Origin of the sequence: Porticoccus sp., from assembly GCA_023261185.1 — a bacterium.
In the GTDB taxonomy this organism is placed as follows: domain Bacteria; phylum Pseudomonadota; class Gammaproteobacteria; order Pseudomonadales; family Porticoccaceae; genus Porticoccus; species Porticoccus litoralis.
Window position 1 is genome coordinate 13790 of sequence record JALRJN010000058.1, and the last position, 16791, is coordinate 30580.

Here is a 16791-nt window from a genome sequence, read left to right on the forward strand (position 1 = left end):
CCCCTCAGCTGAGAATAGAAGACATTTTTTTATGGGCACTACACCTTATCAGTCTATTGTCGTGCTAACCGGCGCAGGCATATCTGCAGAATCCGGTATTCGCACATTCCGCGCCAGCGATGGCCTATGGGAAGATCATCGCATTGAGGATGTGGCATCTCCTGAAGGTTTTGAACGCGATCCCGATACCGTCCACCGCTTTTATAACCTGCGCAGACACCAGTTGCTCCACGAAAATATTGCCCCCAATGCCGCCCACAAGGCGCTGGCCGATTTTGAAAAACGGTTTAAAGGCACTTTTACCCTGGTGACCCAGAACATTGATAACCTCCACGAGCAGGCTGGAAACCGCCAGCCGCTCCATATGCACGGTGAACTGCTCAAAATTCGCTGCAGTGCCAGCGGAAAAATCTATGATTACCAGGAAGACACGGCTACCCACTCAGTCTGCCCATGCTGCGGCATCCCGGGTCGGTTAAGGCCGCACGTGGTCTGGTTTGGCGAAATGCCGCTTTATATGGATGAGATCTACCGGGTGCTGGATCAATGTGACCTGTTCATTGCCATCGGCACATCGGGCAATGTCTACCCGGCTGCAGGTTTTTTTGAAATCGCCAGGTCTGCCGGCGCCCATACGGTAGAGCTGAACCTTGAACCCTCTGCCAATGGTTCTCGGTTTGAAGAACAGTGCTATGGAATGGCTTCAGAAGTAGTGCCCCAATACCTGCATACTATCTGCCCATGACCGCCAGAAATCCGGCTGTCAGCCTGAGGATAAGGAACCTGCCCCGGCAAAAAAATCGGGCCAGTGGTCATCGGTCGGGGCTTCCTCGAGCTGGTGATAGGATTCTTTAACCGCGTACATCAGACAATCGCTGAGGGCTATCCTCGGTGTGGTTGTCACCATAAACAACTTCAGCGTTACCCGTGGAAACAGCTTGCCCTGGCGAGCCACGAAATACTGATCGATCACATTCTGCCCTGTGGCATCGACCAGTCTGAGAGCATTCAGCCCCTTTGGCCCCAACCAGGCCAGGGGAGAATCCACCCGGGCAATGCCAAAATTGCGGCGATCGATCTGCGTGGGTAGTGTGATATCCACGCCTTCACAAGGCGTATCTGCATAACAGAGGCTAGCGCCCTTCTGCAGCTCCAGTCGCACCGGGTGGCGATAAATATCCAGCGCCAGTTTTTCTTCTTTGGGCAGTGAGGCCGCCTCTGCCAGATTGCTCGCGGTAAGAAATCGCCGCAGACCTTCAATAGCGACGTAATCAGACAGTCGCTGATTCGCACCACCGCACTCCACAGTCAGGATCGGGCAGCCCAGATCCATTACCTCCATGAGGGCGCCAAGGCGAATATCAGTAATGATCAAACGGTGGGTAAACAGGGGTGCCAAGTCATAAAAACAGTCGTGCTCAGCCGCGCAGACAGCAAATGCAGGCCCGTCCCCGGACGTATTATGAATATCTATGACCGCTTCCGGTTGATGATCCCGGATCAACGCCAGCAGCGCTTGAGCCAGTTGCCCCTGCTCCCCTGCCACCGGGGAGGTAAACAACCGGTTCATATCCTCCAACGGGGGAAGAAAACGGTGGGTAAACAGCGGCTCCGCCAGTGCCGAAGAGACAGACACAATTGCCACAAACGTCGTCACCTGGGGCCGAAAACCTTCCAGTAACAGCTGGTGAATCGCCTTAAGCCCCGAGGGCTCATTACCGTGTAACAGTGTCACCACAAAACGGCAGCGACCTTGATCTACGCCATCCAGGCGTAGCAGGGTGGGCACAGCCAGCTGCTGCAGAAAGTCTTCTACAGATGCTGGAATGGACGAAACCGGCGGGTTATTCAATTCCTGAAAGGCTGGTCCCTGAGACATCGTCGACTGCCTACCTCTCTGTCATCTTCATCAGTTTAACACCGGCCAGTTAAAGGTCCGGCCACAAGGCTACTGGAACATTGGCGTTGGAATGATGACAGTATGCTTTCAACAGTTGCAGACAAGCCTCATGGTTCCCATGCCCGTTGCCCACCAAGCGGTTATATTGATGCAACTGCCAACTGGCACCCGTCTGCCCCCTCTGCAGCCTGTCACTGATTAACGATAACCAGGTTTGGGCTTCTTCCTTGTTCACACCGACCTGAATCAGACCTTTCTCCGCGACGGGCAGTAACTGCTCCAGCACAGCGGCTAATGACCGCTCCTCGAGACTATTCTGATGGGCGTTGGGCCAGTAGATGGACGCCCCCATTCCGTGCTGGGCGGCACGGTAAAAGTTGGCGCGGGCGTAGGAAAAGGGTAGCGCAGACAGCAACGGTTCCACATCTTCCGACAACCCCTGGGCCAGCCCAATAAACAATGCTGCATTAGCCGCCATATCCGCAGCACTGGGCCCCGCAGGCAGGACACGCATTTCTATACGCAAATGGGGGTCATTACACGGATCATAGATCGGGCGATTCCAGGACCAGATGGTGCCATCATGCAGACGCAGCTCATCCAGTTTTGGCACGTCTCCCCGAGCCACCACGGCCAACGGGTCCTCATCGCTGAGTATCGGGATCAGGGGTGGATAGAGCTGTACGGTCTCGCGGAACAGCTCGATTAGACTATGGCGCAACCAGCCCTGTCCAAAACTGACCCTGGGCGGAGGTACGGGATGTTCGGACTGGCGATTGAGCCCATCAATGGACTGGCAGAACAGTGGCACTCGGGTTTCATGCCAAAGGCGATGGCCGAGAAGTAGTGGCGAATTTGCCGACACCCCCACCATCAGGGGAGTAACCAGCTGCGTGGCATTCCACAGGTTCACCATGTCCTGCCCGCGAGGACGGTAATGAACCTGGAAGGACGTGCAGGCGCCTTCCAGAGTGACATCATCGTGGACCAGGTTCATGCTGTCCTGCCCCTCAATACGAATGCCGGTGCTCTGGCGGCGCTGTTGAACCGCGTCCGCCAGCACACGATAACGGGGCAGATCCGTCATCACCTGTGGACCAAAGTCCCTCTCCTGCAAGGTCGGCAAAATTCCGATGGGTAGTACCTGTCCCTGCCACGGGTCCATCTTCTGGTTCAATCCGGCGAGATTGTCCAGTATCTGCTGCTGCAGGGCGGTGAATGGTGCACCGGTGCCAGGAAGGGGGGTGAAATTGAGTTCGAGGTTATACCGGTTTAATTCCAGTGTTAGCGTTGGGTCGTCATAGGTGTCCTGAACGGCCTGGTTTTCGGGCACGGGACGCCCTTCGCCATCCAGCAGATATAACTCAAGCTCCGCGCCGATGGAGGGCTCTCCCAGCCCAAAACCGGGTCGCTCCAGCACCAGTTCAAGAGCCTCCAGGCACTGGTGCAGCTTGTCCTGAAAAGCAAGAAAGTCTTTTTCGCTGAAGCTGGTCTTTTGAATAAATTGCCCCATTCAGACCTCCTTAAAACTGCCTACGGCTCGGACGGTTCAAAGATCTTCATATGCTCCACATAGGCGCCACTGGCCACCGTCGGATAGAGGTGTTCCAGGCTTTCAGAACGGCCGGAATGGGTTTCCATCCTGGCGTGCTTGCGCCGCAACTGCCGAGGTTCCAGAGCACCACAGGAGTGGGCAATCATTCCCACATCATAGGTCATGTTGAACACATAGTTGGCCACGCGGTCCGATTTTTCCAAAGGGTCAAGTCCACGCTGCAATTTCGGGTCGTGAGTGGTTATCCCGGTGGGGCAAGTGTTCTTATTGCACTGCATGGCCTGAATACACCCCAGGGAAAACATAAACCCCCGTGCAGAAGTGACGAAATCCGCGCCCATACAGAGCGCCCATGCCACGCCGGAAGGGACGATCAGCTTGCCTGAGGCGATGACCTTGATACGCTCCCGAAGGCCATAGCCACATAAAAGGTCCACAACCGCCGGCAGGCTTTCACGTATTGGCATGCCCATGTAGTCCAGCAATGCCTGAGGTGCGGCACCCGAGCCACCCTCGGCACCATCAATGGTGATAAAGTCGGGCGCGGACTCAATACCGCGTTCCAGAATCAGTTCACAGAGCTCCGCCAGCCACTGGGTATCGCCGACAACCGTCTTGAAGCCCACCGGCTTGCCTGTCACCCGTCGCACCTGATCCACCATATCCAGCAAACCGGCAGCATTGGCAATTTCCGGGTGGCGGTTCGGGCTGATGGCATCTTCGCCAATTTCGATGGCACGGATACGGGCTACTTCCTGGGTCACCTTGGCAGCCGGGAGAATCCCCCCTTTGCCGGGTTTGGCCCCCTGGCTCAACTTGATTTCAAACATCTTCACTTCAGGGTTTGAAGCAACGGCCACCAGCCGCTCTTCGCTGAGCTGACCTTTTTCATCCCTTACCCCGAACTTGGCGGTACCAATCTGGAACACCAGATCACAACCACCCTCAAGGTGGTAGGGTGACAACCCGCCCTCACCGGTATTCATCCAACAACCGGCTTTGGCCGCTCCCTTAGATAGCGCCCTCACCGCTGGTTTGGACAGCGCTCCGTAACTCATACCGGAAATATTGATCAGCGAGGCCGTAGTGTAGGGGTGCTCGCAGTAAGGGCCGATGGTTAGCGGGCTGGGCGCAACGGCATCTTCCCCACGGGTCGGATAGGCACAGTTCACAAAGTAAATGGAGCCCACCGGCCTCAAATCGCGGGTGGAACCAAATGCCAAAGTGCGATCCACATCCTTGGCCGCCCGGTACACCCAGGCCCTTTCGGCCCGATTGAAGGGCATTTCCTCGCGATCCATGGCAAAGAAATACTGGCGAAAAAAACTGCCCATATGCTCGAAAAGGTAACGGAAGCGTCCAATCACCGGATAATTGCGGCGCACGGTATGTTTTGACTGGGTGACGTCCACCACATACATCACCATCACCCATATCAGCCCTGCAATCACGGCAATAACAAATAGCCCCGCCAGGGAGTTCAAAATCGTATAAACCCAGTTTGTGGCTGTGTGCTGCATAAACGAATCCGGAAGTGTTATTTATTCTGTTGGCAGTAACTGTTTCTACCCTGTCTCATAGTACCCCTGCTCCGCCAGCAAGCCAATTGCCCGGCATAGTGGTGTATCGCCATAAAACTCGGCATAATCGCGACCTCCATTTCTGCCGGCCAGCATTCCATGCCCAGAAAGACCCTGAGGCGGTTTTTACCCGACCCCCATAAAACACTACAGTTAAGGCCTCTCCGCTGGATGGGCCCATTACTACGTGATCCCAACCTGTTTCATATCAACCGCTTCTCTATTGCCTCATCATTCTTTATCGGCCTGTTTTGTGCATTCTTGCCAGTGCCGGGACAAATGTTCATCGCCGCGTTCCTGGCGTTGCTGTTTCGCACCAATCTGCCCGTTGCCGTGTCGCTGATCTGGATAAGCAACCCACTGACCATTGCACCCATGTTTTTGTTCTCCTACAGCATTGGCGTATTACTACTAGGCCATCAGGAGACCCAATTTACGATTGAACTGAGCTGGGAGTGGGCCTCCGCCCAGGGCAGTGCGATATGGCTACCGCTCATTACCGGCTCACTGATCTGTGGGCTGGTCACCGGTATCATGGGTTATTTGACGATCCTTTACCTGTGGCGCTGGAAAGTGATCAAGAATTGGGAACAGCGAAAACGCAATCGACTAGGCCGTCAACAGGTTAAACAGGATAAAACCCTCGACTGAGGCCAAAAAACTATTCGTAGCGCAATACTTCTGCCGGACGTGTGCCCGCAGCACGGAATGCCGGGTATAGGGTCGCCAGAAAATTCAGACCCAGGGCAACCATGACGATCATCACCACATCGGCCCAGTGAATGTCTGTGGGCAAATAGTCGATGGGGTAAATTTCCGAGTTCAGCAGCTGATGTCCCAGCAAGGATTCCAGCCAATGTGCCAACGCTGTGATGTTGTAGGCACCGACTGTCCCCAGCAACACCCCTAACCCGGCACCGAATACCCCGATCAAAAAGCCTTGGGCGAGAAAGGTCATCACAATTTCTCCGCCGGTAGCACCCTGAGTTTTGAGAATGGCAATTTCCGCGCGCTTGTCGATCACTGTCATCATCAGCATCGAAATTACATTAAACACGGCAATCGCAATGATCAGAAAAACCAGTAGTGAAACCATGTTGCGGGACATTTTGATTGCCTGATAGAGATTGCCATGGGTCTGCAGCCAATCAGAAAAATAAAACTCACCGGGTAACAGATTCATCAACTGAAACCCGGTCTGGCGGGCCTGAAATAGCTGGTCAACTTTCACCTGCATACCCTGAGGATGACCATTGAGGCCCACCAGCGCAGAAGCCTCCGGCAAATGGATCAACATGAGCCCCTGATCAAGTGTGGTGTGGGTCGCAAAGGTGCCCAATACGGTAAAGGCCGCCACCCGTGGGGCCTCATGAATCGCACCCCCTTCACTACGGGAAGGTACGAGTAACGTCACCCTGTCACCGGCTTTAGCAGAGAGATTTTCAGCAACAATAGTGCTCAGCACGACGCCACCTGACGTCTGATTCAGTTTCATGATGAGACTGTTTGGCAGGAACTGGCCGATAAACTGCCCGCTGAAAGCAGGCTCTATACCCAGCACTTCCACAGGGCGGGTTTTACCATTGCGAGTCAGCATCCCTTCCAGTCGCGTAAATGGCATCACCGCTCGGACATTGGGATGTTCCAGGAGTGTCTCCCTAAGGCGGGCTTCATTGTCGATACCTTCATGGCTGAACAGCCTGATATGCGGCACTGCGCCCAGAATTCGCGTCTCCATTTCCCGGTCAAAGCCGTTCATGACCGACACAACAATAATCAACAATGCTACGCCCAGCACCAGCCCCAATATGGCCAGCAGGGAAATAAAGGAAACCAGCCGATTGCGGCTACCGGAAGTAAAATTGCGGAGAGCTAAAAAACAGGGCAGAGGCCTGAACACAGCGATTATTCCCCGCCCGTCACGTCAGTGAGCCGACCACCAGTTAACGACAGGGTTCTATCCATTCGGCCAGCGACATCAGGGTCGTGGGTGACTACCACAAAACTGGTGCCGATATCCCGGTTCAGGGACAAAAGCAGTTGCAGAATGGTTTCCGCTGTCTGTGGATCAAGATTTCCCGTCGGCTCATCCATCAGCACACAAGCAGGATTTGCCACCAACGCCCTCGCAATGGCCACGCGCTGGCGCTCACCCCCTGAGAGCTCTGAGGGTTTGTGCTGGAGACGATGCTCAAGACCCACCTTCGCCAACACATCAGTCGCACGCTGCCGCGCTTCTGCAACAGGGCGTTTACCGATCAATAACGGCATAGCCACATTTTCGAGTGCACTGAATTCGCCGAGCAAATGGTGAAACTGATAGACAAAACCAAGGTGCTGGTTGCGCCAACGGGCACGCTCCGATTCACCCATTACCGCCATATCTTTGTCCATCACCCAAACGGAACCCGCATCGGGATCATCCAGGCCTCCGAGCAAGTTCAGCAACGTAGTCTTACCTGAACCTGATGTGCCGACAATGGCCACGCGCTCGCCACGGCCAACGGTCAGTGCCAGTTCATTTAAAACATCTATCCTGGCCGAACCCTGACTGTAGTGGCGACTTAAATCCTGACAAAGGAGGACCGGCTGATCAGTGGTCATAACGCAGCGCCTCCGCGGGCAGCACCTTAGCCGCACGATGGGCAGGGTACAGTGTGGCAATCAGACTCAAGAAAATGCCAAGCAGGCTAATTGCAAGTACATCCTGCCACATCAGGCGTGAAGGAAGTTCACTGATAAAGTAAACATTGGGATCAAACACCTGAAAGCCCAGATAGCGCTCCAGAAGACCGACAATATCGGCAATACCCAGGGCCATTAGACAACCACATATCACACCGGTGACAACACCAAACAGGCCGACCGCTGTCCCCTGAATGCGGAATATCCGCGAAATGGTTTTTCCCTCTGCACCCAGCGTGCGCAGAACGGCAATATCCCGCCGCTTATCCGCTACCATCAAGGTCAGACTGGCAACAATATTGAATGCCGCCACGGCAACAATCGCAGCCAGTAACAAGCCCACCACTTTTTTCTCCATTTCAATGGCCTGAAAAAGATTTCCCATCTCGCCTGTCCAGGTTTTCACTACCAACCCTTCCTTGGATTCCGAGCGCAATCTGGTAGCCACCATGTCGACACCATAAGGGTCGTCAACCCGCAGCCGAACACCGCTGACCCGACCGCTCATGCGGTAGAGTTTCTGGGCATCCTGATAATGGATAAAGGCCATGCCGCTATCTACTTGGGCACCTACCTGAAAAACACCCAGCACCCTAAATCGCTTATATCGGGGAAAGATCCCTGCCGGGGTCACATTCAGTTCCGGGAGCGAGAGCATGACATGATCGCCGCGAATCACCCCCAGGCTTCTGGCCAATAAGTTGCCCAGCACAATACCGTATTCGCCAGGTTGCAGTAGGGAGAAGTCGCCTACCAGCATATGATTTGCCACCGGACTAACTCCCTGTTCATAACGGGGATCAACACCGTGCAATAACACCCCCTGACTGCCGGTATCAGAGGTTAACAGCCCATAGCCTTCCACAAAGGGAGCAAATGCTTTCACACCAGGATCTTCCAGCGCCCAGTCACCGAGGGCTTGCCAATCTGCTACACCTTTCTCATCCACCAGTGCAGCGTGAGAAACCACACTGAGAATACGCTCCCGAATTTCACGGTCAAAGCCGTTCATTACTGACAACACCAGGATCAGGGCCATCACACCCAGTGCCATAGCAATAAAAGACAGCAGGGAGATAAAGGAAACAAATCCATTGCGCCTTTTGCTGCGAATGTAGCGCAGGGCAATAAATAGAGGCAGGTTGGCATTCATGGCTGGCATTTAATCGGAATCCACAGGGTCAAACAAGCTCCGATTTATGTGATTGACTGCCTGTTTTTTGCTCCCTGGAGATTTTGCGGTTGCACTTGGCACATTTCTGCTTACTATAATCACAGGTAACGCTGCAAAACTCGGACGCTGCCGGTGATCATTAGAACCAAGGAATTAATTCTATGAACAAGCTTTTGCTAGTGCCCCTTCTCGTTTTACTTTCACTGCCCCTGGCTGCAGAGCAGGTGGTGGTCCCGGTTGGGCAACAGGCCGCAGAAAAACAGGCGCTTGAGAGACCTCACCGCGGCATCAGCAAAGAACGTGTCAGGGAGCAATTTGGCGAACCATTAACAATGCAGAATGGCGTAGGCGAACCTCCGATCTCCTCCTGGGAATACAGCGATTTTGTGGTGTATTTTGAACATGATCTGGTTTTACATTCTGTCTTGAAGCGCAGCGAGGCTCCAACTGAATAAGCCATCCGCTCTCCGTTACAATCAAAAAAGGCGCCGTTAACGGCGCCTTTTTTATCTGTCTGTTTTATCTCACGGGTTCAAACCAAATCGGCTCTCAAGCCCTAGACAACACACCATCTAAACCACCAATTTGCGGGACTCCCTGCACAGGCGGTTGATGCCATTGATGGCAGCAATTCGGTAGGCCTCGGCCATGGTCGGATAATTAAAGGTGGTGCGAATAAAATATTCGATGGTATTGGCCTTGCCCTCCTGGTTCATGATGGCCTGGCCAATGTGCACAATCTCGGCAGCCTCGGCACCGAAACAGTGAACGCCCAGTATCTCCAGGGTTTCCTGATGAAAGAGGACTTTCAATACGCCAACTTCCTCACCGGAAATATGCGCCCGGGCAATGTTTTTGAAATATGCCCTACCTATTTCGTAGGGGATTTGCTGCTCGGTGAGTTCAGCCTCTGTTTTACCCACGTAGCTGATCTCGGGGATGGTATAAATACCGGTGGCCACATCCTCCACATGGTACTCACGGGCTGTACCGCACATATGAGCTGCCGCAAAACGCCCCTGATCATAGGCCGCACCGGCCAGGGCGGGCCAACCCACCACATCGCCAGCAGCATAGATATGCGACACTCTGGTTTGATAGTGTTCGTTCACCTCCAGCTGGCCACGGCTATCTGATTCCAACCCTATGGTTTCGAGTCCCATTCCCTGGGTATTACCTGAGCGGCCATTGCTCCAGAGTAACGCCTCGGCGTGAATACGCTTCCCAGACTTGAGTTCCATGGTCACGCCGTTATTACGGGTTTCTACCTTTGCGTATTCCTCATTGTTCCTGAAGTTCACATTAAGATCCCGCAGGTGGTAACTCAGCGCATCAGAAATTTCACCATCAAGGAACGACAACAAACCCGCGCGGGTATTCACCAGTTCTACCCGGGTTTCCAGGCCCGCAAATATGGAGGCATATTCGCAGCCTATAACACCGGCCCCGTAGATAATGATATTACGGGGCGTGCGGTTCAGCTTGAGAATGGAATCGCTGTCAAATATACACGGGTGACTAAAGTCCACATCTTCCGGGTGATAGGGACTGGAGCCAGTCGCAATCAAAAAGAAACGACCCTTGATGGTTTCATGGGTATGGTCTGCCTTTTTGACAGAGATTTCATGGGTATCAGTAAAGGTAGCGCGACCGACATGCAGGCGAATACGATTGCGCGAGTACTCCCGTGTGCGGCCATCCACCTGCTTGCGAATTACCTCATCCGCGGCCTGCATCAGCTCGGGAAAGGAGAACCATCTCGGTTCGCCGACGGCACGAAACATGGGCATGGTATTGAATTGCACCATACGGCGCACCGAGTGACGCAATGCCTTGGAAGGAATGGTACCCAAATGGGTGCAGTTGCCGCCCACCTGCATGCGCTCATCCACAACCGCCACGGACCAACCCTGTTTAACCGCTGACATGGCTGCGCCCTCACCCGCAGGGCCGCTGCCGATAATCACAAGGTCATACTGAAAATCCGCCATACCTCAACCACTCCACTTACACTCCCACAGCACCCCTGACAATCAGCGATACTGCGTCATTCGATATTCGATTGACCCACATTGATCAGATCAATATTTGGATGCGACGTCCGCCTGCTCCAGCAGTATCCGCTCATAGGCCTGGTAGTCACGGCTGGCATTAGTCAGGGCAACAGTCGCTGTCAGCAAATTCTGCTGTTCACTGCTCAACTGAGAAAAATCACCTTCCTGCACTTTCACCAGAGACACCAGAACGTAGTCACCATTGTTCATAATCAGGTTATCAATCACTGGCTTGCTGCCAGGCTCCGACATGTCGAACACGCGATCACGTATCTGGCTGACCTGATTGCCGGAAAAACGCTTGGTATCCAGGCTCACCTGCCACTCCAGCGCTTCCTGCTTGGCAATATCTTCAATACTTTCGCCGGCCCTTGCCCGCTCAGCCAGGGCTTCACCACGCTGCTGCAGTTCTCTACTGGCATATTGTGCCTTGAGTATAGTTTCAATCTGATCACGAACATCTGCCAGGGGCTGGAGTGTCTCGGGAATCCGTTCTTTCAGTTTCAGTACCAGTACGTGGTCATCGGCCAGCTCCAATACCTCGCTGGCCAGTCCATCGTCGAGGACAGGCTGGCTGAAGGCCGCTTGCACAACCACCGGGTTTGACGAAATACCTGCACCCTCTCTGCGGCCAAAGGGCTCAGAAACCTTCAGCGGCACACCCAGGCGGTTCGCTACAGATTCCAGGGAATAAGCGTTGTAGGAAAGATCTTTCAATTCTTCGATTCGAACCGGAAGCAACTCCAAGGCCAGTTGATGTAACAGCTCCTGACGTACAGAGGGTTCCAGCTGCTCACGACTGGGGGCATCGGCAGACTTTTCATCCAGCAATTTGATCAGATGCACACCCAGCTCACTTTCCACCAGGCCGGAAACTTCACCAACGGCAAGTTGATCCAATGCAGCGCTCAGGGATTCCGGCAGGTCTCCTGCCTGAATATAACCGAGGTCTCCGCCCTGCTCTGCCGTACCATAGTCCTCGGAATATTCCCGGGCCAGATCAGCAAACGATTCACCGGCTTCTAACTTTTTCTGAATCTCTGCCAGCTTCTCCAGATGACTATCATCATCCTGGACTTCGAGCAGAATTTGCGCCACATGCCGTGAGCGCCTGGAAGCTGCCGCGGCAATTTTCGCGTCAACCACTTCATCCACCATGCTTTGTTCCAGATTGACTTCTTCTGTGAAGCTAGCTGGCGTCAGTTCGACGTATTCCACCACCAGTTTTTCTTCTGAGCGGAATTCATCCTGATTGGCGGTGTAATAGGACTCGATGTCGGATTCCGCCACTTCGATAGTGTCCAGCAGCGGCGCGCGGGGAATGGTCAGGTAATAATAGTCCCTGGTCTGCTCGGTAATACCCGCCAACAGCTTGCTTTCCTGCAGGGTGGCAAATCCTGTTGCGGCAACACCCTGCATAAACTGATTGGTAACCATATCGGTAGTCAGCAGCTTGTTGTAGGAGGTGGGGGAATAGCCCATCTGCCTCAGAACAAACTCATAGCGCTCGGTATCGAACTTGCCATCAGTCTGAAAATCAGGGACCTCCAGCAATATCCGATACAGCGTCTTTTTATCCACGCCCATGCCCTGATCCACAGCGGCCTGCTCGACAACTTTCTGACGAATCAACTGTTGCATCACTGGCGCTCTCAGTTGATCTTCATCCACCAGGGTGGGATCAATATTCTCGTAGCGGTTAAGAATCTGCTGTTTTTGCAAAACCACTGCCTGTTGCAGGCGAAGCTCGGTAATGGTTTCACCATTAACATTAGCGGCTTCTTCCACGGCACTGCCGCTCATAAAGAGTGCATCGACACCGAACAGAGCGAAGGGAACGATAATGATCGCGATCAAAACCCCCTTGGTTGCACCATGCAGGTTATCTCGAAAATTCTGAAGCATAGAGATCTCTTGGGCTCAGGAAAAAAACTTACTCGTCATTCTATAAAAAAAGGCGCATCGCCGATGCGCCTTTTCATAGCAAAAAATCCAACTACGACACTGTTTTATTTGTTAACAGCGTCCTTCAATGCTTTACCTGCTTTGAAGCTAGGGACAGTGGCTGCGGCAATTTTGATTTCAGCACCAGTCTGCGGGTTACGGCCAGTACGCGCGGCACGTTGTTTTACAGAGAAAGTTCCAAAGCCAACTAGAGATACCGCATCGCCTTTCTTGAGGGCGCTGGTAACAGCATCGATGGCAGCGTCAAGAGCGCGACCGGCAGAAGCTTTAGACAGATCGGCTGAATCAGCAATAGCATCAACGAGTTCAGATTTATTCACAATAATCCCCTTGTTATGGTTGATTAAGACTGTTCACCTGCAACACACACAACTCAACGGCTTACTGCAGGCTGTGGCATAGAAGACGACTGCAACGTTATACCAATGAGCCCCCTCGGCGGTCAAGCGCTTTAGTGAGTATTTATGCGGCTTACAGCCTCATTTGTCGATTTTTTGTCATCACTGTCGACTCTCTCAAACTCCTCATCGGACAGCGGTTCCGGTTTGCCTGTGAGCGCGATATCCAAAACTTCATCGATCCACTGCACCGGACGAATATCAAGGTCAGCTTTAATATGTTCGGGTATCTCTTTGAGGTCCCTCTCATTTTCCTGTGGGATCACTACAGTGTGAATACCACCCCGATGTGCCGCCAACAGTTTTTCCTTGAGGCCACCAATTCTCAGCACCTGGCCTCTGAGTGTGATTTCACCGGTCATAGCCACATCGGCTCTCACCGGAATTCCAGTGAGCACGGAAACGAAGGCTGTGCACATGCCAATACCAGCGCTAGGGCCATCTTTCGGCGTAGCGCCCTCGGGAACGTGAACGTGCAAGTCCACTTTCTGGTAGAAATCCCGTCGAATACCCAGCCCCTTAGCCCGGCTTCTCACAACGGTGAGCGCCGCCTGGATGGACTCCTGCATGACATCGCCCAGAGATCCGGTTTTCACCACTTGACCTTTACCCGGCACCGCAGAGGATTCTATGGTTAGCAACTCGCCACCCACAGACGTCCAGGCCAATCCCGTAACCTGGCCAATCTGACTCTCAGCCTCGGCGCGACCATAGTCGTACTTATAGACACCCAGCAGATCTTCAAGGCGCTCGCTGGTTATCAGTTGATGGCCTTCGCAGTCCTTACGCACATAGAGAGTGACGATTTTCCGGCAGATTTTGGCAAGCTCGCGTTCCAGACCGCGCACACCCGCTTCTCGGGTGTAATAGCGAATCACATCACGCACTGCAGACTCTTCGATATCCAGTTCGGTGTCTTTGAGGCCATTGGCCTTGCGCTGCTTGGGCAGCAAGTACTTGAGGGCAATATTGACCTTTTCATCTTCGGTGTAACCGGGGATACGAATCACTTCCAGCCTATCCATTAAAGGACCGGGAATATTCATGGAATTGGCGGTACAAATAAACATCACCTCTGAAAGGTCGTAGTCCACTTCCAGGTAATGATCGTTGAAACTGTTGTTCTGTTCCGGATCCAAAACTTCCAGCATGGCAGAAGCCGGGTCACCGCGGTGATCCATACCCATTTTGTCAATTTCATCCAGCAGGAACAGCGGATTTTTGACACCCACCTTGGACAGCTTCTGAATCAGCTTGCCCGGCAGAGAACCAATATAGGTGCGGCGGTGGCCGCGAATTTCCGCTTCATCGCGAACGCCACCCAGAGACATACGCACATATTTTCTGCCAGTGGCCTTGGCAATGGATTCACCCAGCGAGGTTTTGCCCACACCGGGCGGGCCCACCAAACACAATACCGGACCTTTCAGCTTTTTAACCCGCTGCTGCACAGCCAGGAATTCCAGAATCCGCTCTTTGACCTCTTCAAGACCATAGTGGTCTTCGTTAAGGATTTTTTCAGCCCGAAGCAGATCGTGACGTACCTTGGAACGTTTTTTCCAAGGCACACTCACCACCCAGTCGATATAACCTCGCAGCACTGAGGCTTCCGCGGACATCGGCGACATCATCTTCAGTTTGTTCAGCTCCGACTTGGCCTTATCAAACGCGAACTTGGGCATGCCGGCTTCATCGATCTTGGCTTCCAGCTGCTCGATATCGTTACCGCCTTCCTCAACCTCACCGAGCTCTTTCTGTATCGCCTTCATTTGCTCGTTGAGGTAGTACTCCTTCTGGCTTTTCTCCATCTGCTTTTTAACGCGGCCGCGAATGCGCTGTTCAACTTCAAACAGCTCAATCTCCGATTCCATCAACCCCAAAAGATTTTCCAGACGCTCATTGACCGTCGCCGTCTCCAGAATCTGCTGTTTCTGCTCAACGCTCAGGGTCATGTGTGTCGCCAGCGTATCGGCCAAACGACTGGGATCATCAATTCCGGCAACGGTGCTAACCACCTCGGAGGGAATTTTTTTACTCAGATTGACGTACTGTTCAAACTGGGTCAGAGAGGAACGCATCAACGCACCGGTTTCCTCACTGGAAAGGTCTTCCTCCGACATCGGCACATAGGTGCAGACAAAATAACCGGGAGACTCGTCAATGGTTTCGATTTTGACGCGCTCGGAACCTTCAACCAGCACTTTGACAGTGCCATCGGGCAGCTTGAGCATTTGCAGCACAGACGACAAGGTACCGACCCGATACAGATCCTCCGGGGTCGGATCATCCACAGCAGCGGACTTTTGCGCGATCAGCAAAATTTGCTTGTCGTTGGCCATGGCCTCTTCCAAAGCCAGAATCGACTTTTCCCGGCCCACAAAGAGGGGAATTACCATGTGTGGATAAACCACCACATCGCGCAGCGGCAACATGGTCAATTCATTGTGTACCGTATCCTGTCCCATTCTCACTACCTCATTCTTGAGAATTACAATTTTTATAGCTTACCGCAAATATGGGGACACGCCGGATAAAAACAAGTAAAAGTGACGGATAATTTTGAGAACAATAAAAAAGGGCCCCGAAAGGGGCCCCATGGTAAATACCTTTTGGCTTTGATCAATCGTCGCTTGATGCAGCCTTTTTCGGCTCGCTGTTTTCATACACCAGCATGGGCTCAGCCTCACCCCGAATCACGGCACTTTCAATCACTACTTTGCCGACATTTTCAGTGGAGGGAATGCTGTACATAGTGTCCAGCAACACGTTTTCGATGATTGAGCGTAGTCCACGAGCACCGGTCTTTCTCTCCAACGCCTTGTCAGCAATGGCTTCCAGTGCATCACGACGGATATCCAGCTCTACGCCTTCCATCTCGAAGAGCGCTTCATACTGTTTGACCAGAGAGTTTTTTGGTTCAACCAGAATGTTAACGAGAGCATCCCTGTCCAGCTCTTCCAGCGTGGCAATCACGGGCAGACGACCAACAAACTCGGGAATCAGACCATAGCGCACCAGATCTTCCGGTTCGACCTCGGCCAGTGTCTGACCGATGTTCTTATCCTTCTGCTTGCTTTTCACTTCGGCACTAAAACCAATACCGCCTTTTTCGGAGCGGTCACTGATTACCTTTTCCAGCCCGGCAAAGGCACCGCCACAGATAAACAGGATATTGGCAGTATCAACCTGCAAAAATTCCTGCTGTGGATGCTTGCGGCCACCCTGAGGCGGAACGGAAGCAACCGTGCCTTCAATCAGTTTCAGCAGCGCCTGCTGAACACCTTCACCTGACACATCACGGGTAATAGAAGGGTTATCAGATTTCCTCGAAATTTTATCAACTTCATCAATGTAAACAATGCCTTTTTGGGCTTTGGTTACATCATAATCACATTTTTGCAGTAATTTTTGCATGATATTTTCAACATCTTCACCTACATAACCAGCCTCTGTCAGCGTCGTAGCATCTGCAATAACAAA

14 protein-coding genes are annotated in these 16791 nt (G+C 53.0%); 3 read left to right on the forward strand and 11 right to left on the reverse strand.

The genetic code is table 11. From position 1 onward, the window contains the following. Positions 1-31 precede the first annotated feature (31 nt). Positions 32-745: a Sir2 family NAD+-dependent deacetylase gene (cobB, locus tag ACYZYZ_RS05360; RefSeq protein WP_461483519.1), complete on the forward strand. Its 714-nt coding sequence runs from the start codon at positions 32-34 to the stop codon at positions 743-745. Positions 746-763: 18 nt separating this feature from the next. Here cobB and ACYZYZ_RS05365 read toward each other — a convergent pair whose 3' ends face one another. Genes ACYZYZ_RS05365 through ACYZYZ_RS05375 form a run of 3 tightly spaced genes read right to left on the reverse strand, consistent with a single transcriptional unit; the run spans position 764 to position 4975 of the window. Beyond that, on the reverse strand, positions 764-1879 hold the full coding sequence (locus ACYZYZ_RS05365) for a M14 family metallopeptidase (protein ID WP_461483520.1): 1116 nt from the start codon (positions 1877-1879) through the stop codon (positions 764-766). Positions 1880-1928: 49 nt separating this feature from the next. Further along, on the reverse strand, positions 1929-3413 hold the full coding sequence (locus ACYZYZ_RS05370; RefSeq protein WP_461483521.1) for a glutamate--cysteine ligase family protein: 1485 nt from the start codon (positions 3411-3413) through the stop codon (positions 1929-1931). Positions 3414-3433: 20 nt separating this feature from the next. Further along, positions 3434-4975 carry an FMN-binding glutamate synthase family protein gene (locus ACYZYZ_RS05375; RefSeq protein WP_461483522.1) on the reverse strand — a complete coding sequence of 514 codons (1542 nt, stop codon included), beginning with the start codon at positions 4973-4975 and terminating at the stop codon, positions 3434-3436. A 231-nt stretch (positions 4976-5206) separates the two neighbouring features. Here ACYZYZ_RS05375 and ACYZYZ_RS05380 point away from each other — a divergent pair, with 231 nt between their 5' ends. After that, positions 5207-5686, forward strand: coding sequence for a DUF2062 domain-containing protein (locus tag ACYZYZ_RS05380; RefSeq protein WP_461483523.1), 480 nt, complete (start codon positions 5207-5209; stop codon positions 5684-5686). A 10-nt stretch (positions 5687-5696) separates the two neighbouring features. Here the strand turns inward: ACYZYZ_RS05380 and ACYZYZ_RS05385 are convergent, their stop codons facing one another. The 3 genes from ACYZYZ_RS05385 to ACYZYZ_RS05395 are packed head-to-tail and all read right to left on the reverse strand — an operon-like array spanning position 5697 to position 8882. After that, positions 5697-6935 (reverse strand): lipoprotein-releasing ABC transporter permease subunit, encoded by a 1239-nt coding sequence (locus ACYZYZ_RS05385; protein ID WP_461483524.1) that lies wholly within the window; start codon positions 6933-6935, stop codon positions 5697-5699. 5 nt (positions 6936-6940) lie between these two features. Continuing rightward, entirely contained in the window at positions 6941-7639 is a 699-nt protein-coding gene (lolD, locus tag ACYZYZ_RS05390) for a lipoprotein-releasing ABC transporter ATP-binding protein LolD (RefSeq protein WP_461483525.1), read from the reverse strand. After that, on the reverse strand, positions 7629-8882 hold the full coding sequence (locus ACYZYZ_RS05395) for a lipoprotein-releasing ABC transporter permease subunit (protein ID WP_461483526.1): 1254 nt from the start codon (positions 8880-8882) through the stop codon (positions 7629-7631). The genes lolD and ACYZYZ_RS05395 overlap by 11 nt, the downstream gene beginning before the upstream one ends. A 173-nt stretch (positions 8883-9055) precedes the next feature. Here ACYZYZ_RS05395 and ACYZYZ_RS05400 point away from each other — a divergent pair, with 173 nt between their 5' ends. After that, positions 9056-9349, forward strand: coding sequence for a hypothetical protein (locus ACYZYZ_RS05400; RefSeq protein ID WP_461483527.1), 294 nt, complete (start codon positions 9056-9058; stop codon positions 9347-9349). A gap of 117 nt (positions 9350-9466) precedes the next feature. Here ACYZYZ_RS05400 and sthA read toward each other — a convergent pair whose 3' ends face one another. The 5 genes from sthA to clpX all read right to left on the reverse strand — a co-directional run. Then, a complete protein-coding gene (gene sthA / locus ACYZYZ_RS05405) occupies positions 9467-10885 on the reverse strand; it encodes a Si-specific NAD(P)(+) transhydrogenase (protein WP_461483528.1) in 1419 nt (472 codons plus the stop codon). A gap of 90 nt (positions 10886-10975) precedes the next feature. Further along, positions 10976-12853, reverse strand: a complete 1878-nt coding sequence (locus tag ACYZYZ_RS05410) for a SurA N-terminal domain-containing protein (RefSeq protein WP_461483529.1) — start codon at positions 12851-12853, stop codon at positions 10976-10978. A gap of 104 nt (positions 12854-12957) precedes the next feature. Next, positions 12958-13233 carry an HU family DNA-binding protein gene (locus ACYZYZ_RS05415; protein ID WP_305169305.1) on the reverse strand — a complete coding sequence of 92 codons (276 nt, stop codon included), beginning with the start codon at positions 13231-13233 and terminating at the stop codon, positions 12958-12960. Positions 13234-13364: 131 nt separating this feature from the next. Continuing rightward, positions 13365-15776, reverse strand: coding sequence for an endopeptidase La (gene lon, locus ACYZYZ_RS05420; protein ID WP_461483530.1), 2412 nt, complete (start codon positions 15774-15776; stop codon positions 13365-13367). Between the two features lie 154 nt (positions 15777-15930). Continuing rightward, positions 15931-16791: ATP-dependent Clp protease ATP-binding subunit ClpX (gene clpX, locus ACYZYZ_RS05425; RefSeq protein WP_461483531.1), on the reverse strand; the 861-nt coding region annotated here is incomplete at its 5' end.

What these genes read in the sequence shown, in the direction of transcription:
- cobB (WP_461483519.1), top strand. Translation starts at nt 32, where the DNA reads ATGGGCACTACACCTTATCAGTCTATTGTCGTGCTAACCGGCGCAGGC.
- ACYZYZ_RS05365 (WP_461483520.1), bottom strand. Translation starts at nt 1,879, where the DNA reads ATGTCTCAGGGACCAGCCTTTCAGGAATTGAATAACCCGCCGGTTTCG.
- ACYZYZ_RS05370 (WP_461483521.1), bottom strand. Translation starts at nt 3,413, where the DNA reads ATGGGGCAATTTATTCAAAAGACCAGCTTCAGCGAAAAAGACTTTCTT.
- ACYZYZ_RS05375 (WP_461483522.1), bottom strand. Translation starts at nt 4,975, where the DNA reads ATGCAGCACACAGCCACAAACTGGGTTTATACGATTTTGAACTCCCTG.
- ACYZYZ_RS05380 (WP_461483523.1), top strand. Translation starts at nt 5,207, where the DNA reads ATGGGCCCATTACTACGTGATCCCAACCTGTTTCATATCAACCGCTTC.
- lolD (WP_461483525.1), bottom strand. Translation starts at nt 7,639, where the DNA reads ATGACCACTGATCAGCCGGTCCTCCTTTGTCAGGATTTAAGTCGCCAC.
- ACYZYZ_RS05395 (WP_461483526.1), bottom strand. Translation starts at nt 8,882, where the DNA reads ATGCCAGCCATGAATGCCAACCTGCCTCTATTTATTGCCCTGCGCTAC.
- ACYZYZ_RS05400 (WP_461483527.1), top strand. Translation starts at nt 9,056, where the DNA reads ATGAACAAGCTTTTGCTAGTGCCCCTTCTCGTTTTACTTTCACTGCCC.
- sthA (WP_461483528.1), bottom strand. Translation starts at nt 10,885, where the DNA reads ATGGCGGATTTTCAGTATGACCTTGTGATTATCGGCAGCGGCCCTGCG.
- ACYZYZ_RS05410 (WP_461483529.1), bottom strand. Translation starts at nt 12,853, where the DNA reads ATGCTTCAGAATTTTCGAGATAACCTGCATGGTGCAACCAAGGGGGTT.
- lon (WP_461483530.1), bottom strand. Translation starts at nt 15,776, where the DNA reads ATGGGACAGGATACGGTACACAATGAATTGACCATGTTGCCGCTGCGC.